General features: G+C 69.1%; 28 protein-coding genes. 14 read left to right on the top strand and 14 right to left on the bottom strand.

Annotation, left to right across the window (positions count from 1 at the left end):
• Nucleotides 1–5 precede the first annotated feature (5 nt).
• Complete coding sequence (locus tag M6D93_RS13090; RefSeq protein ID WP_347343490.1) at nucleotides 6–953, top strand: ROK family glucokinase; 948 nt, start codon at nucleotides 6–8, stop codon at nucleotides 951–953.
• Between the two features lie 23 nt (nucleotides 954–976).
• Here M6D93_RS13090 and M6D93_RS13085 read toward each other — a convergent pair whose 3' ends face one another.
• The 4 genes from M6D93_RS13085 to M6D93_RS13070 all read right to left on the bottom strand — a co-directional run bounded on the left by M6D93_RS13085 (nucleotide 977) and on the right by M6D93_RS13070 (nucleotide 3,431).
• Nucleotides 977–1,510: a uridine kinase family protein gene (locus M6D93_RS13085; protein WP_249769718.1), complete on the bottom strand. Its 534-nt coding sequence runs from the start codon at nucleotides 1,508–1,510 to the stop codon at nucleotides 977–979.
• Between the two features lie 68 nt (nucleotides 1,511–1,578).
• Nucleotides 1,579–1,830, bottom strand: a complete 252-nt coding sequence (locus M6D93_RS13080; RefSeq protein ID WP_249769717.1) for a hypothetical protein — start codon at nucleotides 1,828–1,830, stop codon at nucleotides 1,579–1,581.
• Nucleotides 1,831–1,956: 126 nt separating this feature from the next.
• On the bottom strand, nucleotides 1,957–2,652 hold the full coding sequence (locus M6D93_RS13075) for a hypothetical protein (protein WP_249769716.1): 696 nt from the start codon (nucleotides 2,650–2,652) through the stop codon (nucleotides 1,957–1,959).
• Between the two features lie 5 nt (nucleotides 2,653–2,657).
• Nucleotides 2,658–3,431 (bottom strand): alpha/beta hydrolase, encoded by a 774-nt coding sequence (locus M6D93_RS13070; RefSeq protein WP_249769715.1) that lies wholly within the window; start codon nucleotides 3,429–3,431, stop codon nucleotides 2,658–2,660.
• A 228-nt stretch (nucleotides 3,432–3,659) separates the two neighbouring features.
• Here M6D93_RS13070 and M6D93_RS13065 point away from each other — a divergent pair, with 228 nt between their 5' ends.
• The 7 genes from M6D93_RS13065 (at nucleotide 3,660) to M6D93_RS13035 (ending at nucleotide 10,782) form a co-directional block, all read left to right on the top strand.
• Nucleotides 3,660–4,433 (top strand): lysophospholipid acyltransferase family protein, encoded by a 774-nt coding sequence (locus M6D93_RS13065; protein ID WP_249769714.1) that lies wholly within the window; start codon nucleotides 3,660–3,662, stop codon nucleotides 4,431–4,433.
• Nucleotides 4,434–4,443: 10 nt separating this feature from the next.
• Nucleotides 4,444–4,971, top strand: coding sequence for a polyadenylate-specific 3'-exoribonuclease AS (locus M6D93_RS13060; RefSeq protein WP_249769713.1), 528 nt, complete (start codon nucleotides 4,444–4,446; stop codon nucleotides 4,969–4,971).
• A gap of 52 nt (nucleotides 4,972–5,023) precedes the next feature.
• Complete coding sequence (locus tag M6D93_RS13055; RefSeq protein WP_249769711.1) at nucleotides 5,024–6,049, top strand: 6-phosphofructokinase; 1,026 nt, start codon at nucleotides 5,024–5,026, stop codon at nucleotides 6,047–6,049.
• Nucleotides 6,050–6,131: 82 nt separating this feature from the next.
• A complete protein-coding gene (locus M6D93_RS13050) occupies nucleotides 6,132–7,508 on the top strand; it encodes a class II 3-deoxy-7-phosphoheptulonate synthase (RefSeq protein ID WP_347343639.1) in 1,377 nt (458 codons plus the stop codon).
• Between the two features lie 32 nt (nucleotides 7,509–7,540).
• Nucleotides 7,541–8,560: a threonine aldolase family protein gene (locus M6D93_RS13045; protein ID WP_249769709.1), complete on the top strand. Its 1,020-nt coding sequence runs from the start codon at nucleotides 7,541–7,543 to the stop codon at nucleotides 8,558–8,560.
• Nucleotides 8,557–9,474 (top strand): hypothetical protein, encoded by a 918-nt coding sequence (locus tag M6D93_RS13040; RefSeq protein ID WP_249769708.1) that lies wholly within the window; start codon nucleotides 8,557–8,559, stop codon nucleotides 9,472–9,474. The genes M6D93_RS13045 and M6D93_RS13040 overlap by 4 nt, the downstream gene beginning before the upstream one ends.
• Before the next feature lie 339 nt (nucleotides 9,475–9,813).
• Nucleotides 9,814–10,782 carry a M14 family zinc carboxypeptidase gene (locus M6D93_RS13035; protein WP_249769707.1) on the top strand — a complete coding sequence of 323 codons (969 nt, stop codon included), beginning with the start codon at nucleotides 9,814–9,816 and terminating at the stop codon, nucleotides 10,780–10,782.
• Between the two features lie 23 nt (nucleotides 10,783–10,805).
• Here the strand turns inward: M6D93_RS13035 and aroF are convergent, their stop codons facing one another.
• Nucleotides 10,806–11,837, bottom strand: a complete 1,032-nt coding sequence (gene aroF, locus M6D93_RS13030; RefSeq protein ID WP_249769706.1) for a 3-deoxy-7-phosphoheptulonate synthase — start codon at nucleotides 11,835–11,837, stop codon at nucleotides 10,806–10,808.
• Between the two features lie 24 nt (nucleotides 11,838–11,861).
• Nucleotides 11,862–13,853 carry a Stk1 family PASTA domain-containing Ser/Thr kinase gene (pknB, locus tag M6D93_RS13025; RefSeq protein WP_249769705.1) on the bottom strand — a complete coding sequence of 664 codons (1,992 nt, stop codon included), beginning with the start codon at nucleotides 13,851–13,853 and terminating at the stop codon, nucleotides 11,862–11,864.
• Nucleotides 13,854–14,024: 171 nt separating this feature from the next.
• Here pknB and M6D93_RS13020 point away from each other — a divergent pair, with 171 nt between their 5' ends.
• From M6D93_RS13020 to M6D93_RS13005, 4 genes are read left to right on the top strand one after another with little or no spacing between them, the layout of a single operon-like run.
• Nucleotides 14,025–14,858, top strand: a complete 834-nt coding sequence (locus M6D93_RS13020; RefSeq protein ID WP_249769704.1) for a spermidine synthase — start codon at nucleotides 14,025–14,027, stop codon at nucleotides 14,856–14,858.
• A gap of 28 nt (nucleotides 14,859–14,886) precedes the next feature.
• Entirely contained in the window at nucleotides 14,887–15,252 is a 366-nt protein-coding gene (locus M6D93_RS13015) for an Rv2175c family DNA-binding protein (RefSeq protein ID WP_249769703.1), read from the top strand.
• Nucleotides 15,253–15,277: 25 nt separating this feature from the next.
• A complete protein-coding gene (locus M6D93_RS13010) occupies nucleotides 15,278–15,652 on the top strand; it encodes a lycopene cyclase domain-containing protein (RefSeq protein WP_249769701.1) in 375 nt (124 codons plus the stop codon).
• Nucleotides 15,649–15,969, top strand: a complete 321-nt coding sequence (locus tag M6D93_RS13005) for a lycopene cyclase domain-containing protein (RefSeq protein ID WP_249769699.1) — start codon at nucleotides 15,649–15,651, stop codon at nucleotides 15,967–15,969. The genes M6D93_RS13010 and M6D93_RS13005 overlap by 4 nt, the downstream gene beginning before the upstream one ends.
• Before the next feature lie 23 nt (nucleotides 15,970–15,992).
• Here M6D93_RS13005 and mptB read toward each other — a convergent pair whose 3' ends face one another.
• Both mptB and M6D93_RS12995 read right to left on the bottom strand, forming a co-directional pair.
• Nucleotides 15,993–17,588 carry a polyprenol phosphomannose-dependent alpha 1,6 mannosyltransferase MptB gene (gene mptB / locus M6D93_RS13000; protein ID WP_249769697.1) on the bottom strand — a complete coding sequence of 532 codons (1,596 nt, stop codon included), beginning with the start codon at nucleotides 17,586–17,588 and terminating at the stop codon, nucleotides 15,993–15,995.
• An 89-nt stretch (nucleotides 17,589–17,677) separates the two neighbouring features.
• Entirely contained in the window at nucleotides 17,678–18,790 is a 1,113-nt protein-coding gene (locus M6D93_RS12995) for a polyprenyl synthetase family protein (RefSeq protein ID WP_249769695.1), read from the bottom strand.
• Between the two features lie 24 nt (nucleotides 18,791–18,814).
• On the opposite strand from M6D93_RS12995, the gene metF reads away from it, so the two are divergent.
• The gene (metF, locus tag M6D93_RS12990) at nucleotides 18,815–19,702 is read left to right on the top strand and encodes a methylenetetrahydrofolate reductase [NAD(P)H] (RefSeq protein ID WP_249769693.1); all 888 of its coding nucleotides are present in this window, start codon (nucleotides 18,815–18,817) and stop codon (nucleotides 19,700–19,702) included.
• Between the two features lie 28 nt (nucleotides 19,703–19,730).
• Here metF and M6D93_RS12985 read toward each other — a convergent pair whose 3' ends face one another.
• Together M6D93_RS12985 and M6D93_RS12980 are read right to left on the bottom strand one after the other, a co-directional pair.
• Nucleotides 19,731–20,306 (bottom strand): GNAT family N-acetyltransferase, encoded by a 576-nt coding sequence (locus tag M6D93_RS12985; RefSeq protein ID WP_249769691.1) that lies wholly within the window; start codon nucleotides 20,304–20,306, stop codon nucleotides 19,731–19,733.
• Nucleotides 20,307–20,374: 68 nt separating this feature from the next.
• Nucleotides 20,375–20,851 (bottom strand): YbaK/EbsC family protein, encoded by a 477-nt coding sequence (locus tag M6D93_RS12980; protein ID WP_249769690.1) that lies wholly within the window; start codon nucleotides 20,849–20,851, stop codon nucleotides 20,375–20,377.
• A gap of 303 nt (nucleotides 20,852–21,154) precedes the next feature.
• Here M6D93_RS12980 and M6D93_RS12975 point away from each other — a divergent pair, with 303 nt between their 5' ends.
• Entirely contained in the window at nucleotides 21,155–22,267 is a 1,113-nt protein-coding gene (locus tag M6D93_RS12975; RefSeq protein ID WP_249769689.1) for a hypothetical protein, read from the top strand.
• Between the two features lie 81 nt (nucleotides 22,268–22,348).
• Here the strand turns inward: M6D93_RS12975 and M6D93_RS12970 are convergent, their stop codons facing one another.
• The 4 genes from M6D93_RS12970 to M6D93_RS19650 all read right to left on the bottom strand — a co-directional run bounded on the left by M6D93_RS12970 (nucleotide 22,349) and on the right by M6D93_RS19650 (nucleotide 25,111).
• On the bottom strand, nucleotides 22,349–23,053 hold the full coding sequence (locus tag M6D93_RS12970) for a phosphoadenylyl-sulfate reductase (protein WP_249769688.1): 705 nt from the start codon (nucleotides 23,051–23,053) through the stop codon (nucleotides 22,349–22,351).
• On the bottom strand, nucleotides 23,050–23,235 hold the full coding sequence (locus tag M6D93_RS12965; RefSeq protein WP_249769687.1) for a hypothetical protein: 186 nt from the start codon (nucleotides 23,233–23,235) through the stop codon (nucleotides 23,050–23,052). Before M6D93_RS12965 ends, M6D93_RS12970 begins: the two co-directional genes overlap by 4 nt.
• A gap of 34 nt (nucleotides 23,236–23,269) precedes the next feature.
• On the bottom strand, nucleotides 23,270–24,934 hold the full coding sequence (locus tag M6D93_RS12960; protein WP_249769686.1) for a nitrite/sulfite reductase: 1,665 nt from the start codon (nucleotides 24,932–24,934) through the stop codon (nucleotides 23,270–23,272).
• A 102-nt stretch (nucleotides 24,935–25,036) separates the two neighbouring features.
• Nucleotides 25,037–25,111: a putative leader peptide gene (locus M6D93_RS19650; RefSeq protein WP_430667236.1), complete on the bottom strand. Its 75-nt coding sequence runs from the start codon at nucleotides 25,109–25,111 to the stop codon at nucleotides 25,037–25,039.
• Between the last annotated feature and the right edge of the window lie 343 nt (nucleotides 25,112–25,454).

The following is a 25,454-nucleotide window of genomic DNA, read 5'->3' as shown; positions in this document are numbered from 1 at the left end:
GCGGCATGTCGCTGGCGATCGGGGTGGACATCGGCGGCACCAAGGTGCTGGCCGGGGTGGTCGACGAACACGGTGCGGTGATCGACACGACCCGACGGCTTACTCCGGGTACGGACGTGGAGGAGACCGAGGCGGTGATCGCCGACGCGGTGGCCGAGCTCAGCGCCCGGCATGCGGTGGTCGCGGTCGGCATCGGTGCGGCCGGCTGGATCGCCAATGACCGGGCCACCGTGCTGTTCTCGCCGCACCTGGCCTGGCGGAACGAGCCGCTGCGCGACGCGCTCAGCGAGCGGATCGGCGTGCCCGTCGTGGTGGAGAACGACGCGAACGCGGCGGCGTGGGCCGAGTACCGGTTCGGGGCCGCGCGCGATCAGCCGGTGGCCGTGATGGTCACGCTCGGGACCGGGATCGGTGGTGGCCTGGTCGTCGGCGGCGTGCTGTACCGGGGCGCGTACGGCGTCGGGTGCGAGTACGGCCATATGACGGTGGTCCCGGACGGCCGGCGTTGCGCGTGCGGAAATCGCGGCTGCTGGGAGATGTACGCATCCGGCACCGCACTGGCCCGCGACGCGCGAGAGCTGGCCGACATCTCCCCGGTGGCGGCGCACCGGCTGCTCCAGTTGGCCAACGGCCTGCCCGGCGCACTCACCGGCCCGCTCGTGACCGAGGCGGCGCGTGAAGGTGACCCGGCTGCCGTGGAGATCTACACGACCATGGGTCGCTGGCTCGGGCGTGGCCTGGCCAACCTCGCCGCAGTGATCGATCCGACGGTGTTCGTGATCGGCGGCGGTGTCTCCGAGGCTGGTGCGCTGCTCATCGACCCGGCCCGGGCCACCTTTGCCGAATCCCTGACCGGTCGGGGTTTCCGTCCCACCGCGGAGGTACGTCCGGCCGAACTCGGACCGGAGGCGGGACTCGTGGGAGCGGCCGATCTCGCCCGCCGCCGGGGCTGACCGGGCACAGCCGGCTGCCGGAGCTAACCGCGTAGCGCCAGGACGGGGGCGCTGGTGTCGATCGGTGCGGCGAAGTAGTCCTGTTCGCGATCGAGCCACCGGAGTTCCGCCGGACCCAGTGCGCCGTCCCGGTCGCTCCAGCGACGCTGCCGGTCGAGGCGGTCGACCTGCAGCAGAACGCCCAGCGTGAGCCGTCCGCCGCAGGCCTGGATGGCTGACACGCCCTCGACGATGAGGACCCGTGGCACCGGCAGCGGTCGCGGATCGGCGAAGGTCTGGCGGTGCCAGTCGTACTGCGGCACGTCGGCGGTCCGCCCCTGTGCCAGAGGATCGAGCACCTGGGTGCGTAACCGGTCCCAGAAGCCGAACTGGTCGTCCCAGCCGTCGAGAAGGTCGTCGGTGTGCACGACGACGCTGTCAGCGAGGGTCCGGGCGATGTCGGCGGCCAACGTCGATTTGCCCGCGGCTGCCCCGCCGTCGATGGCCAGCACCCGGACCGTGCCGCAGGTCGGTGGCAGGGCGAGCAGCCGATCGGTCACGACATCGGTCCACAGCACACCCTGACCCTAGTGACGCGCACCGGGCCTGCGCCGTGCACCGTCGCGTGGAAGTGCCGGATTCGACGTCAGGCCGTTCGTACCGCGGGAAAGTCCAGGCGCACCGTGCGGACGGCGTTGATCCAGCGTTCCAACGGCAACGACCCGCGGCGGGCGGCCGTGATGCCGGCGTCGAGGAGTACGGCGTAGGGCGTGGTCGCCAGTTCGGCAACCTGCGGTCGGGCAATGAAGGCCTCCCGCTCGTCGTCGCCGAAATCGACGGGGTTGTTGCCCGTCAACCGGCACCACAGGATGAACACGGTTTCTTCGGCAGTCATCATGATCGCCACCTCCAGGACCCCACGGTGACGGCGTGAAATGACCGTATGGCTCAACCCACATGTCCGGCGAGCAAACGTTTCCCGGACACTGTGTGTCCCGACGTCATTACCGGCAGCAGCGACGACCTACAGGACCGCGCCGTCGTCGTCGGAGTCGTCGCGCGGTTCCGGACGCAGGCGCAGCACCAGCAACACCGCTCCGGTGACGATGAGCAGTACGCCGAAGGGCAGCGGCATGTCCGGCGGCAGACCCACCATGCCGCCGAAGGCAAGCAGGGCGACGCCGAGCAGCGTCACCAAGATGGCCATCGCCGTGGGCAGCGACGGACGTGGAATCGGTGGTGGGGCGGGCGGCACGAAGTGATCCACGGCCTCGGGGGTGCTGTCCTCGCCGGTGGACACCGCGTGCACCGCCGGGGAGACGGCTTCGGAGAACAGTGGGCGGCCGAGCTCCTCCAGACCCGAGATGATCGCGGCGAACTCGGCGTCTGTGTCGACGCCGGCCAGTGGATCCGGGCGCCGGGACTCCTCCAGCGAGCTGAACGGCTGCGGACCCTGGGCGACCTCGATCCCGAGTTCGGTCGCGACGAGTTCGATGACGTCGCGAGCGTCTCCGGTGCGGTCGGAGGCGACGAACAGGCGGTCGGCCACCACCGCCCGGCCCGGCGGTGCCGGCTCGACGTAGGCGGGCACGTCCCGCAGGCCGAGGACGTCGAGCAGGTGGTCGGCCAGCCGGGGGTCGACGTCCGCGATCGGCGCGAACTGGTCGGAGTCCAGGCCGTTGTCGCGTCGGCCGCGGTGCGCGGATGCCGGTCCCGTCATGAAGGTCAATCCTCGATCGATGCCGCCGTGTGCTGACGGATGAAGTCAACGCTACCGGCGAAGATGGTCTCGGCATCATTGTCCATGGTTGCGACGTGATAGCTATCGGCGAGGGTGATCTCCTCGACGGTGGTCGCGGTGGCGCCGGCGCGCAGGAGCCGTCCGGACAGATCGTCGACGACGTGATCCTCGCTGGAATGGTAGAAGCGGATCGGTGCGCTGACCTTGCCCAGGTCGGCCACAACGATCTTCCACAGCGCCTGCAGTGAGACGAACGCCTTCAACGGGGTGCGGTCGTAGCCCGGTTCGCGCTCGCCAACCTTCTTGATGTCACTTCCGATTCCCGGCCGAGACTTCACCGCCCAGGTCAGGTACCGGGCGAACGCGGCGTCCTTGCGCAGCGTCCCGTAGGCGGGGTTGACCAGCACCAGCCCGGCGATCGCCGAACCGTGGTCCTCGGCCAGCTTCGTCACCAGCGTCGCGCCCATCGACAACCCGCACGCGAAGACGGCGTCGCAGCGCTCGCTCAGCTCGGCGTAGGCCCGGCTGATCTCGCCGTACCAGTCCGTCCACTTCGTGTCGTTGAGGTCCTGCCACCGGGTCCCGTGGCCCGGGAGCCGGGGCAGGCGCACCGTGTACCCGGCCTCGGCGAGGTGCTCAGCCCAGGGACGCATGCTGGCCGGAGTGCCGGTGAACCCGTGGCTCACCAGGACCCCCACCCGCCCGGTCGTGCCTGGCCCGTCGGCGGAGAACGGCTCGGCACCGGATAACAGGGGCACGGTGGGACTCCTTGAAGCTCGGTGTCTGGGACGGGGCAAAGCTGCGGCTGGATCGGTCGGCGGTTACTGCCTGGTATCACATCACGCTACGAGCCGCCCTGTCACCCGCACGCACTCGGGCTCTCGATTGTCCCGGGCGCCACCGCACGGCTAAGGTCAGGTTCCACCCAGCTCGTGACCGTCCAATCAGCAAGACCCGCTCGATGTGTGCCTCAGGAGGCTGCGGCTGTGTTGTATTGGTTCCTGAAGTACATCGGGCTCGGCCCGTGGCTGAAGGGGGTCTGGCGTCCCTGGGTCGAGGGCGCGGAGAACATCCCGGAGCACGGCGGGGCGATCCTGGCCAGCAACCACCTGTCGTTCTGCGACTCCTTCTTCCTGCCGCTGATGGTGCGGCGCCGGGTCACCTTCCTGGCCAAGGCCGAGTACTTCACGACGCCGGGCCTGAAGGGTCTTGGTTCCCGTCTCTTCTTCTCGGGCATCGGCCAGGTCCCGATCGATCGCGACGACAAGGACGCCGCCCGCGGTGCGTTGGTCGCGGGCGTCCGGATCCTTTCCCAGGGTGATCTGCTGGGCATCTATCCGGAGGGAACCCGATCCCCGGACGGTCGGCTGTACAAGGGCAAAACGGGCGTGGCCCGGATGGCCCTGGAGGCCGGTGTCCCGGTGATCCCGGTGGCCATGATCGACACCGACAAGGTGCAGCCCACCGGGCGCAAGCTTCCGCGACTGCGTCCCCGGCCCGGTATCCGGTTCGGGACGCCGCTGGACTTCTCCCGCTACGAGGGCATGGCCGGGGACCGGTTCGTGGAACGGTCCATGACCGACGAGATCATGTACGAACTCATGCAACTGTCGGGCCAGGAATACGTGGACACCTACGCCGCCAAGGTGAAGCTGGCCACCGGAGCCGACCTGGGCTTCGGAGCCAAGCGGGGAATCAACCACGCCGACGCCGTCGGCTCGACGAACAGCGACCGGATGTCGTCCGAGCGAGCGGGCTAGGCAGCACCTGGTGCGTTTCTTCTACGACTGCGAGTTCATCGAGGACGGCCGAACGATCGAGTTGGTGTCGATCGGCGCCGTGGCCGAGGACGGGCGCGAGTTCTACGCGGTGTCCACCGAGTTCGACGAATCCCGGGCCATCCCGTGGGTGCGCAAGCACGTGCTGAGCCAACTGCCCTCCCCGGCGGACCGGGCGTGGCGATCCCGGGGGCAGATCCGCGATGACCTGCTGGCGTTTCTGACCGAGCCGGGTGAACCGATCGAACTGTGGGCGTGGCTGGCCGGCTACGACCACGTCGTACTGGCCCAGCTCTGGGGTGACATGCGCGCACTGCCGCGCCAGATCCCCCGCTTCACCCACGAACTGCGCCAGCACTGGGAACTCGCCGGCTCGCCGGAGCTGCCGCCCGCCCCGGCCGACGCCCATGACGCCCTGGCCGATGCCCGCCACAACCTGGCCAAGTGGCGCGTCATCAGCGCGGTGCTGTCGAACCGGACCGAGATCGCGTTAGGCTCGCTCGCGGTTGAGGGTGGGTAAGTACCACCCGCGACCGGGCAGCGAACGCGAGATCGGTGAGAGGACAGCTCGTATGCGCATTGGGGTGCTGACCGGCGGCGGGGATTGCCCCGGCCTGAACGCCGTCATCCGGGCCGTCGTCCGCAAGGGCGCGGGCATCTACGGCTACGAGTTCGTCGGCTTCCGCGACGGCTGGAAGGGTCCGTTGGAGGGCCTGACCATGTCGCTCGGAATTCCCGAAGTGCGCGGCATCCTGCCCCGCGGTGGAACCATCCTGGGTTCCTCGCGCACCAATCCGTACAAGATCGAGGGCGGCGTCGGCCGGATCCGCCAGAACCTGGCCGACATGGGTATCGACGCGCTGGTCGCCATCGGCGGCGAGGACACCCTCGGGGTGGCGACCCAGCTGCACGATCAGGGCGTCAACGTGGTCGGGGTACCCAAGACCATCGACAACGACCTCAACGCCACCGACTACACCTTCGGCTTCGACACCGCGGTGAACATCGCGATGGAGGCGATCGATCGACTGCACACCACGGCGGAGTCCCATCACCGCGCGCTCATCGTGGAGGTCATGGGCCGGCACGCGGGCTGGATCGCGCTGCACGCCGGACTCGCCGGCGGTGCCAATGTCATTCTCATTCCCGAGCAGCGATTCTCGCTGGAGCGCGTGTGCGCCTACGTGGAAAGCCGCTTCCAGTCGCACTACGCCCCGATCATCGTCATTGCCGAGGGAGCCCAGCCCGACGAGGGTGAGATGGTCACCCTCGACAAGGGCCTGGACGCCTTCGGGCACGTGCGGCTCGGGGGTATCGGCGAGTGGCTGGCCGGCCAGATCGAGGCCCGGACGGGCAAGGAGGCCCGTACCACGGTGCTCGGCCACATCCAGCGCGGCGGCACTCCGACCGCGTTCGACCGGGTGCTGGCCACCCGCTTCGGCCTGCACGCCATCGATGTCGTCCACGACGAGGACTGGGGCAAGATGGTAGCGCTGCAGGGGACGAACATCGTGCGGGTGCCCCTGGCCGAGGCCACGACCGAGCTCAAGACCGTCCCGCCCTCCTTCTACAGCGAGGCGGAAGTCTTCTTCGGCTGAGCGCTGGCGCGGGCGGCCCGCTGTCGGAACGGGTTGCGGGACTGCCTACCCTTGACAGGTGAGCATCACGGCCGATCCGAGCATGTCCATCCAGCCCGACCCGCTGAAGCTTGACGCGTGGCGCTCGCTGCCGGCCGCTCAGCAGCCCAACTGGCCCGACCCGGCGGTGCTGCGCGAGGTGGCCCAGACCCTGGCCGGGATGCCCCCGCTCGTCGTGGCCTCCGAGGTCGACGCGCTCACCGCCAGGCTGGGCCAGGTAGCCCGGGGCGAGGCGTTTCTGCTGCAGGGCGGCGACTGCGCCGAAACCTTCGCCACGTCGTCGCAGGCGGATATCGCCGGCAAGGTGCGCATCCTGCTGCAGATGTCGGTGGTGCTGACCTACGGCGCGTCGATGCCGGTCGTGAAGCTGGGCCGGATGGCCGGCCAGTACGCCAAACCCCGTTCCACCGATCTGGACGCGTTCGGGTTGCCCTCCTACCGCGGCGACATGGTCAACGAGCTGCACGGCGACGTCGCCGCACGCACCCCGGACCCACACCGCATCATGCGCGCGTACTCCACCGCCGCCTCCACGCTGAACCTGCTGCGGGCCTACGCCGGCGGCGGCCTGGCCGCATTGGAGAAGGTGCACGCGTGGAACACCGCATTCGCGCGCAACACCGAGACCGGAAACCGCTACGAGCAGCTGGCCGCTGAGATCGATCGCGCCGTCCGGTTCATGCGCGCCTGCGGCGTCCACGACGCCGCCCTGGACGGGGTGGAGCTGTTCGCCAGCCACGAGGCGCTGATCCTGGAGTACGAACGCGCGCTCACCCGGGTCGAGAACGACGGCAACGGCGCGCGCGCCTATGACCTGTCCGGCCATTTCGTCTGGGTGGGGGAGCGCACCCGTCAGATGGACGGTGCCCACCTGGACTTCGTGTCGCGGATCGCCAACCCCATCGGGGTGAAACTCGGACCGACCACTACGCCGGAGTTCGCCGCCGAGCTGGTGGAACGGCTCGACCCGGACGGCGTGCCAGGACGGCTCACCCTGATCAGCCGGATGAGCAACTCCAAGGTCCGTGACGCGCTGCCGCCGATCATCGAGAAGGTCCAGTCGACCGGGCACCTGGTCGTGTGGCAGTGCGATCCGATGCACGGCAACACCGAGGAGACCGCCGACGGTGTCAAGACCCGGCACCTCGACCGGATCATCGACGAGGTCGACGGGTTCTTCGACGTCCACGCCGGCCTGGGCACCCATCCCGGTGGCCTGCACGTCGAGCTCACCGGCGACGACGTCACCGAATGCATCGGCGGAACGGCCGACCTGACCGCGGCCGATCTTGGGCGTCGCTACGAGACCGCGTGCGACCCGAGACTCAACATCGAGCAGTCCCTGGAGCTGGCCTTCAGGGTCGCCGAACGGCTCGTCGCCGATCGCCGCCACCGCGAGCTTCTCTCCGGCGACGAATAGAACAGAAACCCTACGAACAAAGGCAGAAGTCTGTGTCTGACCCCGTGGTCGACCTCCGCTCCGACACCGTGACCAAGCCGAGTCCGGCGATGCGGTCGGCCATGGCGGAGGCCGAGGTCGGCGACGACGTCTACGGCGACGATCCCGAGGGCAATGCTCTGGAGGCCGAGGTTGCGGCGCTGCTGGGATACGAGGCAGCCCTGTTCGTGCCGTCCGGGTCGCTGTCGAACCAACTGGGCCTGCGTCTGCTGGTGAAACCCGGTGAGGAACTGGCCTGCGATTCGACCGCTCATGTGGTCCGGGCCGAGCTCGGCGCGGCGGCGACGTTCTCCGGAATCACCACCCGCACCTGGCGCGCCGAGCGGGGCCGGCTGGCGGCGGCCGACGTCGCGGAGATCATCACTCCGGACGCCGGCCCGTACCTGGTCTCCACCACGGCCATCGCCGTGGAGAACACCCACAACTTCGGCGGGGGGACGGTCCAGCCGGCGGAGGAGGTCCGAGCCGTGCAGGAACTCGGCCGTCGCCACGGCCTGGGACTGCACCTGGACGGTGCTCGGCTCTGGAACGCACACGTGGCGAGCGGCACGCCATTGTCAACGCTCGCCGCCGGGTTCGACACCGTGTCGGTATGCCTGTCCAAAGGATTGGGCGCACCCATCGGCTCGGTTCTGGTCTCCGACGCCGCGCGAATCGCCGAAGCCCGGATCTGGCGCAAACGTTACGGCGCGGGGATGCGCCAGATCGGGATCATCGCCGCCGCGGGGCGGTTCGCCTTGCAGAACAACATCAAACGCCTCGCCGACGATCATGAGCGGGCCCGCTGGCTGGCCGACCAGCTCGGCGTGGCCGCCGGTACGGTCGAGACCAACATCGTGGTGCTCTCGGTGACCGACGCACCCGCCGTCGCCGCGGCCGCACGGGCGCAGGGGGTGTTGGTATCGGCTCTGGGCCCGACGTTCCTGCGGCTCGTGCTGCACCTGGACGTCGACGAATCCGGTGTCGAAAGGGCGGCGGCGGTCCTCCGGCCGCTCGTGACCGAGGCGGCATGAGCGGGCCGGCTCTGCCGTCGCTCGATCCGTCCGCCGGTGAGCTGGTCATTGCGCCCCCGGCCGAGGGCGACGGTAATTGGGCCGGCGCACCGAGCGCGTTCTACGACGATGGCACCTACTACCTGGCCTACCGATTACGCCGACCGGTGAACGACGGCCGCGGCTACGCCAACGTGCTTGCTCGATCCGATGACGGCGTCGCATTCACGACGATCGCTCTGTTCGACAAGGATGAACTCGGCACCGCCTCGCTCGAACGTCCGGCGGTGGTACGCCGTCCGGACGGTGGTTGGCGGATCTTCCTCAGCCTGTCCACCGAGGGATCCAAGCACTGGCGCATCGACGCCCTGGACGCCGACGCCCCGGAGGACCTGCCTGCCGGAGACCGGGTCGTCGTGTGGCCGGGCGACGACGCGGTCGCGGTGAAGGACCCGGTCGTGCTGATCGATCGTGACGGGCGCTGGCATGCCTGGCTGTGCTGCCACCCGCTCGACGTGGCCGGGTCCGAGGATCGGATGACCACCCGTTACACCAGCAGCGTCGACGGGCAGACGTGGTCGGACCCGGTCCAGGTTCTGGCGCCGGGTCTGTCGGGCTGGGATCGGCGCGGGCGCCGGTTGACGACGGTGCGTCACAACGCCGACGGCTCGGCCGATGCCTACTACGACGGCCGTCGTTCGGCGGAGGAGAACTGGTACGAACGAACCGGGCACGCGAGCGCCCCAGGTCTGGCGATGCCCTTCGTGGTCAGCGATCCCGCGATCGTGGGCCAGTCCCAGCACGGCCGTGGCACCCTTCGCTACGCCAGTATCGTGCCGGTAGGTGGCGGCCGGCTCGCCGGCTGGCGGGTGTACTACGAGGCGGCCACGCCTTCGGGCGCCAACGAGATCCGCACGCAGTTCCTGCCTGCCTGACGGTCTCCGCGCAAGCTCGGCCGCTCTGCGTGCGTGAGCGCTCTCCATCGCTGGCCATACCCGGCCTCGGCCCTGTGCTCGGCCGATCCCACCCGCAGAAGTGGCGGCCGTGGCCGAACCCTGACAGGGTGGGCCTGCGGGCCCCCGCTCGCCGCCCCCCACCACCGCAGGAGACCGTGGAGCATGGCAGCGCACCGAATCGCCCGTCGTCCAGAGCGTGTCTGGACTCGCGTGTGGCTCGGCTTGATGGCGTTGGTGCTGTTCGCAGGCGTTGTGCTGCCGACCGGATCCCGTCCTGCGTCGGCGGTTCCCGGCTTTGCGGCAGTGCAATCCACTAGCGTGATTGGTCACAGCGTGCAGGGTCGGCCGATCGTTGCCTACCGGATCGGGGATCCCTACAGCACGGTCAAGGCGGTCATCCTGGGCCAGATGCACGGAAACGAGCCGGCCGGGACAGTGGTCGCGCGCGCGATCATCGCGTTGCCCAGAGCCGTTCTCGGTGCTGACGTCTGGGTTGTTCCGACCATGAATCCCGACGGTGCCGCCCACGGAACTCGCCAGAACGCCCACGGGGTCGACCTGAACCGGAACTGGCCCGACCACTGGAGGCGCCTGACCGGTCAGTTCTACTCCGGCCCGAAGGCGCTGTCCGAGCCCGAGACCCGCGCGATGTACGCCTTTCTCTCGAGGGTCAGACCCAAATTCCTGATTTCCATGCACCAGCCCCTGAACGGTATGGACACCACCGACGGCGGCAGGTTGCACCCACGCTTCGTCGCGGCGCTGGCCAAACGGCTCGGCCTGACCCTCAAGCCGTTCACCTGCGGAGGGTTCTGCTACGGCTCGATGACCGGCTGGGTCACCGACAACCAGCGGAACTCCATCGCGGTCACCATCGAGTTTCCCGCTTCGCCGTCAGCCGATTATCTCAAGACCACGGCGCGGTCGGCCCTGCTGTCAGCGATCGGCACGACCCTGGCCGCGCCGAGCGTGCGCGAACCTCGACTACACGTCGACAGCGTCACGGTGGTGGGACGGACGGCAGTCGTGACTGGCTGGGCCTTCGACCCGGACGCCCGGAGCAGGGCCATCAACGTGGCGTTCTACGACGATGGCCGCAAGGTCGTCGCACGGCCCACGGAATCGCTGCGTGCCGACGTGAACAAGGCCTACGGCTTGACCGGGCGCCACGGATTCACCTTCAACTACAAGGCATCTGCCGGGAGCCACCGGATCTGCGTCCAGGCCGGCAACGTCGGCGCCGGCGTCGCCTCTCCCCAGTACTGCACGAGCGTCGCCGTTTCCTGACACGCTCGGAGCCGACGCAGCGGTCAGCCGGCCCGGTGTGCCGCCGAGGTACGGCCGAGCAGCGCCGGCAGAGTCGTGACCGCCTGGGCCAACTCGTCCAGCGATTCGCCCGTCAGCGCTTGAGCTCCGTCCACCAGGGCCGCCTCGGGATTGGGATGGACGTCCACCATCACGCCGTCGGCACCCGCGGCGATGCCGGCCCGCGCCAACGGAACCACCAGGTCCCGGCGTCCCGCCGCGTGCGATGGATCGACGATGATCGGCAGGTGCGACAGGATCTGCATCATCGGCACGGCCGAGACGTCGAACATGTTGCGGATGGACGGTTCGAACCCGCGGATGCCTCGTTCGCACAGGACGATGTCGAGGTTGCCGCGCTGGGCGATGTATTCCGCGGCCATCAGCCATTCCTCGTACGTCGCGGCGAGACCGCGCTTGAGCATCACCGGCTTGCCCGTGCCACCGACCGCCTGCAGCAGCCCGAAGTTCTGCATGTTCCTCGTGCCGACCTGCAGCATGTCGGCGTGCTCGGCGACGTCCTCGACGTCTTTGGTGTCCAGCACCTCGGTCACGAACGGCAGGCCCGTCGCCTCGCGCACCTCGGCGAGTACCTTCAACCCGTCCAAGCCCAGCCCCTGGAACGCATAGGGCGAGCTCCGCGGCTTGTAGGCACCCCCGCGCAGAATCGTGGCGCCGGCGCGCTTGGCGAGCAGCGCGGAGGCGTAGGTCTGCTCCGGCGTCTCGACCGCACAGGGACCGGCGATCAGGGTGAAGGTGTCGGGGCCGATCGGGACACCGCCGACCCGCACCGTCGAGCGTTTGGTGTGGTTGGCCGCCGAGACAAGCTTGTACGGCGCGGTGATGCGTTTGGTGTCCGCGACACCCGGAAGCCCGTCGGCACCGAGCGTTTCCAGAACGGCCTCCGAGCCGACCACACCGATGATGGTGCGGGAGACGCCTCGGCTCACAAACGCCTGGCCGCCGTGGGCCTCCACGTGGGCGACGACTCCTGCGATGTCGTTGTCGGACGCGGACGGAGCCATCACGATCACCATGGCCACAGCCTAGCCAGGCGCCGCTCAGACGACGGTGAGCGTGACGGTGTCGCCCCGGCGGACCTGCGTGCCCGCCTTGGGGTCCATGCCGACGACCTTGTTCAGGAAGCCGCCGTAGCGGGTGTCGATCGAGACGACGAGCCCGAGGCTTTCCAGCGTCTGCTTCGCCTCGTTGGCGTCGGTGCCGTTCTTGATCTTCGGCAGGGTCACCAGCTCGGGCCCTTTGGACACCACGATGGTCACCGAGCTGAACTTCAAGGCGGAGGACTTCGCGCCCGGCGTCTGCGAGATCACCGAGCCGTCCGGCACGCTGTCGGAGTAGTCCTGCTGCACCGTTACCTGGAACCCGGCGTCGGTCAAGGCCTTGGTCGCATCGTCCTTCTTCTGGTTCTGCACGTCGGGCACCGTCACCGCCGGCGGCCCGGACGACACGAAGATCGTGACGTTGGCGTTGCGCTTGACCTCGCTGCCCTTCGGCGGGTTGGTGCCGATCACGGTGCCCTTGTCGACCTTGCCCGTGCCATCGGCCTGCTGGCTGTCCACGACGTTAAGCGGCATACCCGAGAACGCCTTTGCCGCGTCGGCAGCCTTCTTGCCGGCGACGTCGGGAATCGTGTATCTCTCCGCACCTTTGGACAGCACCAGCGTGACCAGTTGCCCCTTGAGCTGATGCGAGGACGCGCCCGGGTCGGTGGCGATGATCTGCCCGGCGGGGTACTGCTCCGAGTATTGCTGGCGGACCGCCGAGGAGACCGCGAAACCCTTGTCCCGCAGGGTTTGCGTCGCCGCGCTGGCGCTCAGGCCGGTCACGTTCGGCACCGAGCGGTAGCGGCCGACGGTCAACCACCAGGCTCCGTAACCGGTGGCCAGGCCCAGCAGCAGGATGACGAGAACAATGACCGTGGACCGCAGCCGTGCCCGGCGCCGTCGCTCGGCCATGGCCCGGCGACGCGCCTCGTCGCGGGACGGGCTCGGCGTGCGCTCGACACCCGGACGCCTGCTGACCGCGGTGCCGTTGCCTCGCGCTGGGGGGCGTCCGCCGTGGGTAGGCGCCGTCGCCGACTCCGCGGTGTGCCGGGCCCCGGGCGGGCCGGGGTAGTCAGCTGCCGCGGTCGGGATGATCTGGGTCGCGTTCGGATCGGCCGCCGGGCGGCGTGGGGGAACACCAACCACGGGCAGCGCCAGGTCGAGGCGGATGTCGTGCAGTTCGGCCAGGAACGCGCCGGCGTCGAGGGGACGTCCGGACGGTTCACGGCTGGTCGCGCGGCGCACCAGGTCGTCGATCGGCGTCGGGATGCCGGCCCGGCGGGAACTGGGCAGCGGCACGGTCGAGTTGACGTGCTGGTAGGCCACTGACATCGCACTGTCGCCGGTGTAAGGCGCGGTTCCGGTGAGTAGTTCGAACAGGACGACGCCGGCGGAGTACACGTCCGAGCGGGCATCGGCGTGGCCGCGCGAGATCTGCTCAGGCGGGCAGTAGGCCACGGTGCCCATCATCAGGCCGGTCCGCGTGTTGCTGGCGTCGGCCTCGATCGCGCGGGCCAGGCCGAAGTCGGCCACCTTCACCGCCCCGTCGTCGGAGAGCAGGATGTTCTCCGGCTTGACGTCGCGGTGCACCAGCCCGGCACGATGGGCGGCGGCGAGCGCGCCGAGCACCGGTTCCATGAGCGAGACGGCGAGGGCGGGGCTCAGGGCGCCACGTTCGCGCAGCAGATCGCGCAGGGTGCGCCCGCGCACCAGTTCCATGATCAGGAAGACGTGGCCGGCGTCGGTGCCCTGGTCATAGACCGACACGGCGTTCGGGTGGGACAGCCGCGCCGCGACCCGGGCCTCCCGGGTGAAGCGATCCGCGAAGGCGGGGTCGGTGGACAGCGCCGAGGACATGACCTTGATCGCGACCTCGCGATCGAGCCGTTCGTCCAGCCCGGTGTACACGGTCGACATGCCGCCCCGGGCCAAACTCTGCTTGACCCGGTAGCGGCCGTCGAGGACTCGACCCACGATTGGGTCTCCCATGGCCGTTTGCACCCCGCAATTCTAGGTTGTGCCCGAAAGCTGGGCTCGCGACTCACCGGGCCGGCCCGCGACCCCCGGCCTGCCAAGCATGCGCGCACCTGGGCCGATGTGGTTGAGGAGGGCCGTCGGCCGGGCTCCGACGACCCGGGCCGGGCTCAGTACGCTCGGGCAATGCCCGCTCGTCCGCCTGCCCAGACCGGGCGTCCGCGCATCGAACTGATCGCCGACGAGGACCATCCCGGTGGCGTGATGCTCGTGATGGACGCGGTACGACAGTCCTACGTCGACCTCGACGACCCCACCTACCTCGACTTCGAATACATCCAGTTCTTCGCCAGCGTGCTCGAGATCTGGCGCCCCGGCCCGCTGGCCACCACCCATGTGGGCGGCGGGGCGCTGACCATGCCGCGCTACCTGGCCGTCACTCGGCCGGGGTCGACCCAGGTCGTCCTCGAGCCGGACACCGAGCTGACCGATCTCGTGCGTCAGCAGCTGCCCCTACCCCGGAATCACCGGATCCGGATTCGTTCGCAGGACGGTCGTTCCGGGGTCGCGGCGCTCGCTGCCGGCAGTGCGGACCTCGTCATCCTCGACGCCTACGACGACGGTCGGGTCCCGGCGGAACTGACCACGGCCGAGTTCATCGCCGACGTGGCGCGGGTGCTGCGCCCGGACGGCCTCCTGCTGGCCAACCTCGTGGACGAGCCGGGCATGCGTTACATCCGGCGGGTGCTGGCCGGACTGCGGACCCGGTTCGCCGACATCGTCCTGGTCGCCTCCAACGACGTGCTCAAGGGCAGGCGTTTCGGCAACGTCGTCCTCGCGGCCACCGACCAGGCTTTCGACGTCGATGCGCTGCGGCGCGAGGTTGTCCGACAGCCCTTCCCCGCCGGGGTCCGAGGGCTGCCCGAGCTGCTCGGGTCCCTGCCGGCCGGCCGGCCGTTCACCGACGCCGATGCCGCCGAATCGCCGGAACCGAACCGGGAGGGCTGGCGGATCCGGTAACCGGTGGCGGGCGTGGCAGGCTGGTGACATGTCCGACCTCCCTCCTGACCTGATTCCGCTGCCCGAGGCGGCCGAGCTGCTCGACGTGCAGATCACCGTCGTTCACCAGTTGCTCAAGGACGGCAAGCTGGTGGCCGTCGCCGATGCCCAGGGGCGCCGCAGTGTGCCGCGCGGGCTGCTCGTCCCCGGAGCTGGGGGTGGCCGTAACGCTGCCGCCGTCGTCAAGGGCCTGCCCGGCGTGATCACCCTGCTGCGCGACGCCCGCTACGGCGACGAGGACATCGTCGCGTGGTTGTACCGGGAAGACGATTCGCTGCCTGGCACTCCCGCCCAAGCACTGGCCGAGAACCGTGGTACGGAGGTCAAACGGCGCGCTCAGGCCGCCGGATTCTGAGCACTCGCTCGACGGCGGGGGCGGCGTGCGGCATCTGACCTACCTCGGGTTGTTGGCGGCCTGTCTGGTCGGGACGGCTCCGCTGGAGATCCTCCTGCGCACTCAGGTCTACTCCCGACCGAGACGCTTGCTCCTCGCTCTGCTTCCCGGGCTGCTGCTCGGCACCGCGTGGGACCTCTACGCCGTGCACGCCGGTCACTGGTCCTTCGCGGATGGCTACCTCATCGGACTTCGGCTGGCGGGCCTGCCCGTCGAGGAGATCCTGTTCTTCGCCGTCATTCCCCTGTGCGCGGTACTGACGCTGGAAGCCGTGCGCCGGCGTCGACCGGACTGGTTGATCGGCGACGAGCCCTCGGCTGACAACAGCAGCAACGGCAGCGACGGGATGACCCGCAGATGAGCTACACCGTGCTGGTCGTCCTGGCCCTGGCCGGGGCCGTGACCGTCGACCTGGCCGTGCTGCGAACGGCGCTGGTGCGTCGGCGCGCGTTCTGGTTCAGCTACGGGATCTGCCTGGTGTTCCAGCTGCTCGTCAACGGCGTGCTCACCGGGATCCCGGTCGTGCGCTACTCCGCCGCGGACATCCTCGGGCTGCGGATCGCCTACGCCCCGGTGGAGGACATCGGCTTCGGATTCGCCCTGATCCTGCTCACCCTCGCCTGCTGGGTGGCGCTCGGCCGCCGGCGCAACGGCGGGTCGCCACGTCGTGGCCGCTGACCGCCGGTGGTGGCCGACCGAACCTAGGTCCGAACGCGCTGCACGACCGGGCCGAGCAACGACCGGGCCGCGAAGGCGCCGACGAGGACGGTCGGAACGTAGGCGGTCAGGCCGACACCCGAGCCCATCGGCTGGACGAGGAACGTCAACGCCACCGACACGAAGGCCACCCAGAAGATCCCGCGCGGTTGGGACAGGAAGAGCGCTGCCGGGGCCAGCGCCCACGTGAAGTACCACGGCTGGACGGCGGGGCTGAGCAACACCACCGAGACCAGAGCCAGTGCGAACAGCTGCAAAGCCGACCCGCGTACGGCCCGGAACCAGAGGTAGGTCAGGACGAGGGCGTTGACGACGGTGCCGACGCGACGAAACGCCCGAACGGTGTGGTCGACCAAGGTGCCGGCGTGGGGCTGGCCGGTGGCGAGGTTGTAGAGCACGCCCAGGACGGTGGGGATCGACATCAGGCTGATCACCGGAATGGTCGGGGAGACCTGTTTGATCCAGCCGTTTCCGTAGCCGACCATCCACGTGATCAGCGAGAACACCGGGACGGCGACCGCCGCAGCGATCAGGCAGGCCCGCAACCAGTCCCGGACGCGCAGCTCCGCGCGGCCGGCCATGAAGACCGGGACGACGAAGGCCACACCGATCGCTCCTGGCGCCTTGACCGCCGCGGACAGCGCCATCAGAGCGGCGGCGCCGGCCAGTGCTCGCCAGCCGGCGCCTTCTCGCAACACGACGGCCAGACCGGCCACGAGCAGGAACACCATCACCGCGTCGTTGTGGCCACCGCCCACCCCGTGCACGAGCACGAGCGGGTTCGCGATCGCCAGCCACAGGGCCAGATCGCCGCGATGGCCCAGGTGGCGGGCCATCCCAGGGATCAGCCAGGCCATGCCCAGGATGGCGGCGAAGGGAATCAGCCGCAGCACCATAGCGGTGATCAGGGCGTGGTCGCCGGTGATGGTGGCCGTCCAGCGGGAGACCGTCACCCAGAGCGGCCCGTAGGGGGAGGGCGTGTCGAGCCACTTCCACGCGACGTTGTCGAGGAACTTGCCGGGCAGATCGGCCGGCGTGAACTTGTACGGGTCGTACCCGGCCTCGGCCAGACGTGCCTGCGCCGCGTAGGAGTAGAGGTCCTGGCTGGCCAACGGCATCGCCACCAGCAACGGCAGCATCCAGCGGATGAGGACGGTGCGCAGTCGCCGTGGGTCGATCACCGAGCCGTCGGCCGCGGCCGGGAGACCCCCGGCGGTGCCGGCGTCGGCGTGCAGAAGGTGGTCCTCGGTGACCGGCAGGGTCCCATGGGCGGAGCCGGTCAGCAACACCCGGCCGAGGATCAGCCACGTCGCGGTCAGCAGCGCCAGACCGAGGTAGTAGGCACTCAGCGAGGCGTGCAACCCCAGCCAGCCGTGGCGAAGCAACCCGATGACCGGGATATGGCGGGTCGGGTCGTTGGCCGGCAGCGAGCCCGCACCGTAGCTGCCGATCGCGATCAGCAGGGTCGCCGTCAGCCCGGCGGCGGCGATCCGGCGCAGGTCCCAGTCGACCCATCGTTCGACCGTGGCCAGGGTGCGGGGAGCGCTGCCGGTGCTCGCTCGTTGCCCGGTGTTCACCACCGGGTAATCGTCTCAGATGCCACCGACGCTCACACCGCGCGGCGGTCGGACCGGAACGCGCTCACGCGGCGGATCGTTTCCGGCGGCCTTCAGAAGGTTCGGTGAGCGGCAGCTTGGGCGAGCGCGGACAGTGCGGCGCGGGCCTCGCGAGAGATCGACGACCTGCTCAGGATCTGTTCCGCCGCCGCGGCGCGATCGCTGATCCGGGCCTCGACGTCGGCGACAGCGTTGGTGGCCACCAGGAGCTCGCGCAGTTGCTCCACGTCCGCCGCCTCGAGCTTGGGGTCGCCGATCTGCTGTCGCAGCAGCGTCGCCTGCTGCTCGTCGGCCCGTTGCATCGCCACCGCGAGCAGGTACGTCCGCTTGCCCTCGCGCAGGTCGTCGCCGGCCGGCTTGCCGGTTTCGACCGGGTCGCCGAAGACACCCAGCAGGTCGTCGCGCAGCTGGAAGGCCTCACCCAGCGCGTAGCCGTATTCGGCCAGCGAGTGGGTGAGCTCGGCAGGGGCCCCGGCCGCGCGGGCCCCGAGCAGCAGCGGACGTTGGATCGTGTACTTGGTCGTCTTGAATTCGATGACCCGCAGGGCTTCCTGGACGTCGAAGCCGGCCCGGGTCTGGGCGAGCACATCGAGAAACTGACCGGCCACCACTTCGGTGCGCATGGCGTCGAACTCACGCCGGCAGGCGCGGGCGTGCTCAGCCGCGACGGCGCCGGCGGCTGCCGCGGCCTCCTGGGCCGAGTCGAACAGCTCCTCCGCCCACGACAGCAACAGGTCCCCGAGCAGGACGGCGCCGGACAAGCCGAAGCGTCCGGCGGGTCCCGGCCAACCCGCCCGGGTGTGTTCGCTGGCGAACCGGACATGCGCCGCGGGCTGCCCGCGGCGCGTATCTGAGTCATCCATCAGGTCGTCGTGCACCAGCGCACACGCCTGCAACAGCTCGAGGCTGGCCGCCGCCCGGAACAGCTCGTGCTCGCCGGGGGAGCCCGCCGGACGCGCCGAACGCCACCCCCAGTAGGCGAATGTCGGCCGCAGCCGTTTGCCGCCGGCCATCACCGCGCTCTCGGCCGCGTCGGCCAGCAGGGACAGATCCGGGTGGATGTCGAGAAGGGTGTGGCGCTGATGGTCCAGAAACTCCGACAGCGCGCTGTTGATCCGCTCGAGCACCGATGGGGCGGGTCCGGGCGTGGGCTGGCTGCTGCTCACGCTGGCGGACACTACGCTTAGCCCATGTCGCGATCGGTCCGGGACGCCTTCGGCGAGGGCAAACCCACCTTCTCCTTCGAGTTCTTCCCGCCCAAGACCGCGGCCGACGAGCGCCTGTTGTGGACGACCATTCGGGAGCTGGAGTCCCTGCGACCGGACTTCGTCTCGGTCACCTACGGGGCCGGCGGCACCACCCGCGACCGAACGATCGAGATCACCGAGCACATCGCCAGCGACACGACACTGCTTCCCGTCGCCCACCTCACCGCGGTGGACCATTCGGTGGCCGAGTTGCGAGGAATCATCGGCCGGCTGGCCGATGCCGGGATCTCCAACGTGCTCGCCATCCGGGGTGATCCGCCCGGCGATCCGATGGGGGAGTGGATCGCGCACCCGGAGGGCATCCAGTACGCGAGCGACCTCGTCGAACTCATCCGGTCCTGCGGCGATTTCACCGTCGGCGTCGCCGCGTTCCCCTACAAGCACCCGCGCTCGGCCACGGTCGAGGACGACACCGCCCAGTTCGTGGCCAAGTGCCGGGCGGGCGCGGACTACGCGATCACCCAGATGTTCTTCCAGGCCGAGGACTACCTGCGGCTGCGGGACCGAGTCGCGGCCGCCGGGTCGGACGTACCGATCCTGGCGGGCCTCATGCCGGTGACCCGGATGGCGACGATCGATCGTTCCGAGCAGCTGTCCGGGGCGCCGTTCCCCGCCGCGTTGCAGGCCAAGTTCGCAGCCGTGGCCGACGATCCGGCCGCGGTTCGGGCGCTCGGGATCGAAGAAGCATCGCTGCTGGCGGATCGGCTGCTGGCCGAGGGGATTCCGGGCATCCACTTCATCACCTTCAACCGCTCCAAGGCCACTCGTGAGGTGTGGGGGAACCTGATCGGCATGCCGGCAACTCGCTGACCGGGCCAGCAGGGTGTGGGCGGTTGCGTCAGTCCCGCCCGGCAAGCGGCAGCTCAGCGCCGAGGACGCCGAAGGGTCGGTGGTCGCCGGGAAACAGGTGGTTGCGCGCCAGATCGACGAAACCGAGCCGGCGGTAGAGCCGCCACGCCCGATTGTCGCCCTCGGGCGTTGACAGCACCATCGTGCGGTGCGGGAGGTCGGCGGCCAGCGATCTCAGGATCTGCTCGCCCGTGCCCTGGCCTTGACTTGCCGGTGATACGTGCAGTTCGGAGAGCTCGAACGCGTGCTCCAACCACGACGTACCGGAGCGCCCCACAGCCTTGCGGACCAGATCGTGCCACCACTGCCCCGGGACCGAGGTGTAGCCGTAGGCGAAACCGATGAGGCGGCCATGCCCGTTGATCGCCGCGCGAAAGCGGAACTCGGCGAATTCGGAATGGCGCAGCACGTGCGCCGCGCGCTGCTTGCCCACGCCCGGCTGGTAACCCATGGCGGCGACGTAGATCGCCATCGCCTCGCTCACAACCGCAGGCAGATGCTCGTGACCTATGTCGACCACGACATAGTCGAACTCGGGCGCCGATTCGGGTGCCTGCCGGGTCATTGAAGCAGGTTAGCGCCCGGACGAGACCGATGTGCGACGTGCCGCGGACCGGCCCCGGGCGGGGGACGTCAGCTGATCTCGATCGCCTCGGCTGCCGTGAGTTTCAGCAGCTGTCCGTACTCGATGGCGAACACGGCGTGCGCGATACCGCCCGCGGCCCAGACCTCGTCGTACTGGGCAAGATCGACATCCAGCAGGGTCCGCAACGGAGCGGGGTGCCCGATTGGTGCGACACCGCCGATGACCTGGCCGGTGGCGGCCCGAACGAACTCCGGAGTGGCCCGTTTCAGCGTTGCGGTCCCGAGATAAGACGCCACCGCCGTGGTGTTGACGCGGTGGGCACCGCTGGCGAGCACGAGGATCGGCTCGTTCTCGGCGCTGGCGAACACCAGGGAGTTGGCGATGGCGCCGACGGAGCAGCCGATCTGCTCGGCGGCGGCGACCGCGGTGGGGGCCGCCTCAGGCAGGATCCGGACCCGTCCCGGCAGCCCGGCCTCGGCCAGGATCGCGTTGATCCGGACGCAGTTGGGGTGCAAGTCGTCCATTCGCCCACGGTATCCCCGTTGAGGTTGCCCTTGTTGCGCGCCGTCGTCCGTTGAGGTTGCCCTTGTTGCGCGCGGTCGTCCGTTGAGGTTGCCCTTGTTGCGCGCGGTCGTCCGTTGAGGTTGCCCTTGTTGCGCGCGGTCGTCCGTTGAGGTTGCCCTTGTTGCGCGCGGTCGTCCGTTGAGGTTGCCCTTGTTGCGCGCCGTCGTCCGTTGAGGTTGCCCTCGTTGCCAGGCCGACGCTCAAAACCGCAACCGCAACCGCCCTGACCCGCGCCGGGAGCCGGGCGTGAGAGGGTTGCCCGCATGCGCTGGATGGCGGCCGCGGTGCTGCTGACCGTTTCGGGGCTGTGCGGCGCCCTGGCCCCGGTGGCCTCGGCCCACGCCCCCGGTCGGGAACTCTTCAGGATCGCCGACGCGCGGGTCGTGGAGGCCAGCGGTCTCGGGGTGGGCATCGCCTCACCCTCGATTCGCTACCTGCAGAACGACAGCGGCGACAGTGCCCGATTCTTCGCCGTGGACGGCCAAACCGGTCAGACGAGATCGGTGGTATCCGTGGCCGGCGCGAAGAACGTGGACTGGGAAGACCTCGCGGTGTCGCGCAATGCCCGCGGCGTCGCCTCGATCTTCCTCGCCGATATCGGGGACAACAGCGAGACCCGCGGCCAAATTCAGATCTATGAGGTGTCCGAGCCACATCTGACAGGGCTGGCCGAGCAAGACGTAACCGTGCCACTGACCGCCGTGTGGCGTCTGCGCTACCCGGACGGCCCGGTCAACGCGGAGTCCTTGGCTGTCGATCCGATCGATCATCGCATGTACATCTTCACGAAGTCCTTGCTCGGCGCGACGGTCGTGTACCGGGTGCCGGCCACCCCGAAACGGTCTGTTCAGACCCTTCAGCGAGTCGCGCAGATCGACTTCTCCTTCACCGGAACGCCGGGCGGCCCGAACGCCGTGGGGCAGTTGACGGCGACCGGTGCGAGCATGTCGGCCGATGGCTCGCTGCTCGTGGTGAGGACGTACACGGATGCGTACTTCTGGCCCGTCAGCGCGTCGGGGATCGTCGCGGCGCTCCAGCGCAAGCCGTATCGCACAGCCCTTCCGCCGCAACCGTTGGGCGAAGGGATCGCACTGCTCGGGTCCACAGTGTTGGTCGACTCCGAGGGTGTCGGATCGGCGGTGTATGCCCTGCCGCTGCCCGCCGTGCCGAAGTCGGCGCGGACGAGTTCGCCGCCTCGGTCGAGCACGCCTGCCTCGTCATCACCCGCGAGGGCGTCCTCATCGCACAGCGGAGCGGGTTCGCCCGCGGGCCATTCCCAACTGGAGCTGTTCGTCTACGCCGTTCTCGGGGTCGCCGTCGTGCTCGGCCTCACCCGGCTTGCGGTGTTCGCCATCAGGCGCCGCGACGAAGGCTGACGCGACGACCAGCGCAAATAGCCAACGCAAATGGCCAACGCAATGACCAACGCAAAGCGACAGTGCACCGCCCGGTGACGCTCAGGTGTGCAGACCGCACTCGGTCTTGTCCGAGCCGGCCCAGCGTCCGGCGCGCACGTCCTCACCGGGCAGTAACCGTCGCGTGCACGGCGCGCATCCGATCGAGCCGTAGCCGTCGGAGAGCAGCGGGTTGACGAGGATTCCGTTGGCCGCGATATAGGCGTCGACGTCGTCGTCACTCCAGGCCGCGATCGGGTTGAGTTTGACCATTTCGCGTTTCGCGTCCCACTCGACGACCTTGACGTCTGACCGCGCGGCCGAATCGGCACGTCGAAGGCCCGAGGCCCAGGCTCGGTAGGGAGCCAGCGCCCGCTGCAGCGGCTCGACCTTGCGCAGCGCACAGCACAGGTTCGGGTTCCGGTCGTGAAGTTTGGCGCCGTGCTCGGCGTCTTGCTCGGCGACGGTCCGAAGGGGCAGCACGCGCTTGAGCGTGACCGGAAGGATGGCGCCAACGGCGTCGGCCATGCCCATCGTCTCGGCAAAGTGGTAACCGGTGTCGAGGAACACCACGTCGACACCGGGTTGGACGGCTGAGGCCAGATGCGGCAGCACCGCGTCGGCCATGGAGGAGGCAACACACCAGTCCGAACCGAAATGCCGCGAGGCCCACTGCAGGATCTCGGTTGCGGTGGCGGTTTCCAGATCAGCGGCGTCGCGCGCGAGAAGATGCTGCAGGTCGCGCTGTTCGGATACGGCGACGCTCATGAGCTCGACTCCTCCGTCTTTACGTTCGGGGCGGTGGTCCAGTCGGCGGCGATGCCCAGGTACTTCAGGGCGAACACTCGCTGGCAGGCGCCACACCGCCACTGCCCGTGCGTTTCGCCGAATGGACGCAAGTCCTCATCGGCGCAGTACGGGCAATAGAACGGTGCGGCGCGCCCGCTCATTCCTCGATCCTCCGAAACCGAAGGGTCCGCGGGCTCACAGCAGCCAGTCCTCTTCGGCGCGGGCCACGTAGCTGGCGAATGATTCCTGATCCTTGCGGTGCTCGAGGAACCCCCGCAGCACCCGTTCGGCGTAGTCCGGGGCCTCGGTGGCCGACACCTTCAGGCCACGGAACTTGCGTCCGAATGCCGCCTCGCTGCCCAGCTGGCCACCCAGGTGAACCTGGAACGCTTCGGCGTCGGTGAAGCTGCCGTCCTCCTGCCTGACCTTCTGCACGATGCCCTTGAAGCCGATGTCGGCAGTCTGGAATCGGGCACACGAGTTCGGGCAGCCATTGACGTTGATGGTCAGCGGCGTGTCGAAGTCGGGCAGCCGCTTTTCCAGTTCGCCACGGATCGTCTCGGCCCTCGCCTTGGTCTCGACGATGGCGAGTTTGCAGAACTCGATGCCGGTGCAGGCGATGGTGCCGCGGTGGAAGATGGACGGGCGGGCCGACAAGCCCAACAGTTCGAGGCGGTCGGCGACGTCCTCGGCCTTCGCGGCCGGAATGTCGAGCACCACCAGACCTTGCTGTGCCGTCGTCCTGACCCGGCCTCCGGCCGTGCCGAACTCGGCCGCGAGCGCGGCGATCTCGCTGAGGGCCCGCCCACTGGTTCGGCCGGACTTGGTGGTGGCGCCGACCGCGGTCAGCCCGTCGGCCTGCGGGATGAGGCCGATGTGGTCGCGGTGTGAGGGCGAGGCCGGTGGCGCGGGGCCGTCCGGCAGGGTGTGCCCGAGATATTCGTCCTCAAGAACCTGCCGGAACTTCTCCGGACCCCAGTCGGCCATCAGGAACTTGATCCGGGCGTGATTGCGCGAGCGCCGGTAGCCGTAGTCACGGAAGATCGAGCACACCCCGGCCCAGACGTCGCCCACCTCGTCCTCACGGACAAACACTCCGAGTCGCTTGGCGAACATCGGGTTGGTCGAGAGTCCACCGCCCACCCACAGGTCGAAGCCCGGCGTGCCGTCCGGACCTAGGACGCCGACGAATGAGACGTCGTTGATCTCGTGGTTCGTGCAGTGCTGGGTGCAGCCGGAGATCGAGGTCTTGAACTTGCGCGGCAGGTTCGAGAACGCGGGATCGCCGACGTACTTCTCCACGGTGGCACGCAGGGCTGGACCCGCGTCGAGGATGTGGTCGGCGGCAACGCCCTCCAAAGGGCAGCCGAGCATGACGCGAGGAGTGTCCCCACAGGCTTCGGTGGTGTCGAGTCCGACCGCCTCGAGCTTCTCCCAGATCGTCGGGACGTCCTCCACCCGGATCCAGTGCAGCTGAACGTTCTGGCGGTCGGTGATGTCGGCGACGTCGCGGCCGTAGGTCGTGGAGATCTCACCGATGACGGCCAGTTGCTCACTCGTGAGCTGGCCCCCGTCGATCCGGACCCGCAACATGAAGAACCGATCCTCGAGCTCCTCCGGCTCCAGGATCGCGGTGCGCCCGCCCGGGATGCCCTGGGCTCGCTGGGTGTACAAGCCGTACCAGCGGAAGCGGCCGCGCAGGTCGCCGGGATCGATGCCGTCGAAGCCCGTGTACTGGTAGATGTCGATGATGCGCTGCTTGACGAGCAGGCCGTCGTTGTCGCGCTTGCTGCGCTCGTTGGGATTCAGCGGCTCGCGATATCCGAGCTTCCACTGTCCTTGTCCTTTACCCGCTGCCATTCGCGGTCGGTCCTTCCAAAGGTGGAACGGGGCGCGGCGCGGCAGGTTCCGGGCGGGACGAGGGCGCGACCCCATGAGTGGGACGACGTACTGCGGCGGACGTCAACAGCTCGCGCCGGCCACCCGAACCAGATCGATGTGGCGACGCGAGGTCAGCAGGTCACCGGCCGAACGCACCTGATGATGGTGTCACATCCCCGGGGACAGGTTCGCGCACGCCCCGATCGGGCTTCGGGGAGCGCTGAACGAGAGCGCTCAACGAGAGGAAGGTCTCGCTGCCGACGGTTGGGAGGTCACTGGCGGTTGTGTCACACTGTTGGCATGCCATCCGTCCCGTTGGTCGCTCGCCTGCATGTCGATTTGCAGCGCGTCGTCAGCGCGGCATGTCGAATGTCCTGACGGCTTTGCCGCGATCCCGCTGAGGATCGCCAGCCGTACCCCATGTCCGGGCCCCGCCCGCCGTGCAGTGCTGCGCGGTCGAAGGCTGCTGCCACCGCAGACATGATCGCTGAGATCACGC

The sequence above is a fragment of the Jatrophihabitans telluris genome, from assembly GCF_023516435.1.
Lineage (GTDB): Bacteria > Actinomycetota > Actinomycetes > Mycobacteriales > Jatrophihabitantaceae > Jatrophihabitans_A > Jatrophihabitans_A telluris.
The sequence above is the reverse complement of the archived record's forward strand: the minus strand, read 5'-3'. Positions and strand labels throughout refer to the sequence as shown.

What these genes read in the sequence shown, in the direction of transcription:
- M6D93_RS13050 (WP_347343639.1), top strand. Translation starts at nt 6,132, where the DNA reads ATGTCCATCCAGCCCGACCCGCTGAAGCTTGACGCGTGGCGCTCGCTG.
- M6D93_RS12960 (WP_249769686.1), bottom strand. Translation starts at nt 24,934, where the DNA reads ATGGCAGCGGGTAAAGGACAAGGACAGTGGAAGCTCGGATATCGCGAG.
- M6D93_RS13005 (WP_249769699.1), top strand. Translation starts at nt 15,649, where the DNA reads ATGAGCTACACCGTGCTGGTCGTCCTGGCCCTGGCCGGGGCCGTGACC.
- metF (WP_249769693.1), top strand. Translation starts at nt 18,815, where the DNA reads ATGTCGCGATCGGTCCGGGACGCCTTCGGCGAGGGCAAACCCACCTTC.
- M6D93_RS12970 (WP_249769688.1), bottom strand. Translation starts at nt 23,053, where the DNA reads ATGAGCGTCGCCGTATCCGAACAGCGCGACCTGCAGCATCTTCTCGCG.
- pknB (WP_249769705.1), bottom strand. Translation starts at nt 13,853, where the DNA reads ATGGGAGACCCAATCGTGGGTCGAGTCCTCGACGGCCGCTACCGGGTC.
- M6D93_RS13015 (WP_249769703.1), top strand. Translation starts at nt 14,887, where the DNA reads ATGTCCGACCTCCCTCCTGACCTGATTCCGCTGCCCGAGGCGGCCGAG.
- M6D93_RS13090 (WP_347343490.1), top strand. Translation starts at nt 6, where the DNA reads ATGTCGCTGGCGATCGGGGTGGACATCGGCGGCACCAAGGTGCTGGCC.
- aroF (WP_249769706.1), bottom strand. Translation starts at nt 11,837, where the DNA reads ATGGTGATCGTGATGGCTCCGTCCGCGTCCGACAACGACATCGCAGGA.
- M6D93_RS12965 (WP_249769687.1), bottom strand. Translation starts at nt 23,235, where the DNA reads ATGAGCGGGCGCGCCGCACCGTTCTATTGCCCGTACTGCGCCGATGAG.
- M6D93_RS13075 (WP_249769716.1), bottom strand. Translation starts at nt 2,652, where the DNA reads ATGACGGGACCGGCATCCGCGCACCGCGGCCGACGCGACAACGGCCTG.
- M6D93_RS13040 (WP_249769708.1), top strand. Translation starts at nt 8,557, where the DNA reads ATGAGCGGGCCGGCTCTGCCGTCGCTCGATCCGTCCGCCGGTGAGCTG.
- M6D93_RS12985 (WP_249769691.1), bottom strand. Translation starts at nt 20,306, where the DNA reads ATGACCCGGCAGGCACCCGAATCGGCGCCCGAGTTCGACTATGTCGTG.
- M6D93_RS13055 (WP_249769711.1), top strand. Translation starts at nt 5,024, where the DNA reads ATGCGCATTGGGGTGCTGACCGGCGGCGGGGATTGCCCCGGCCTGAAC.
- M6D93_RS13080 (WP_249769717.1), bottom strand. Translation starts at nt 1,830, where the DNA reads ATGATGACTGCCGAAGAAACCGTGTTCATCCTGTGGTGCCGGTTGACG.
- M6D93_RS13020 (WP_249769704.1), top strand. Translation starts at nt 14,025, where the DNA reads ATGCCCGCTCGTCCGCCTGCCCAGACCGGGCGTCCGCGCATCGAACTG.
- M6D93_RS12980 (WP_249769690.1), bottom strand. Translation starts at nt 20,851, where the DNA reads ATGGACGACTTGCACCCCAACTGCGTCCGGATCAACGCGATCCTGGCC.
- M6D93_RS12975 (WP_249769689.1), top strand. Translation starts at nt 21,155, where the DNA reads ATGCGCTGGATGGCGGCCGCGGTGCTGCTGACCGTTTCGGGGCTGTGC.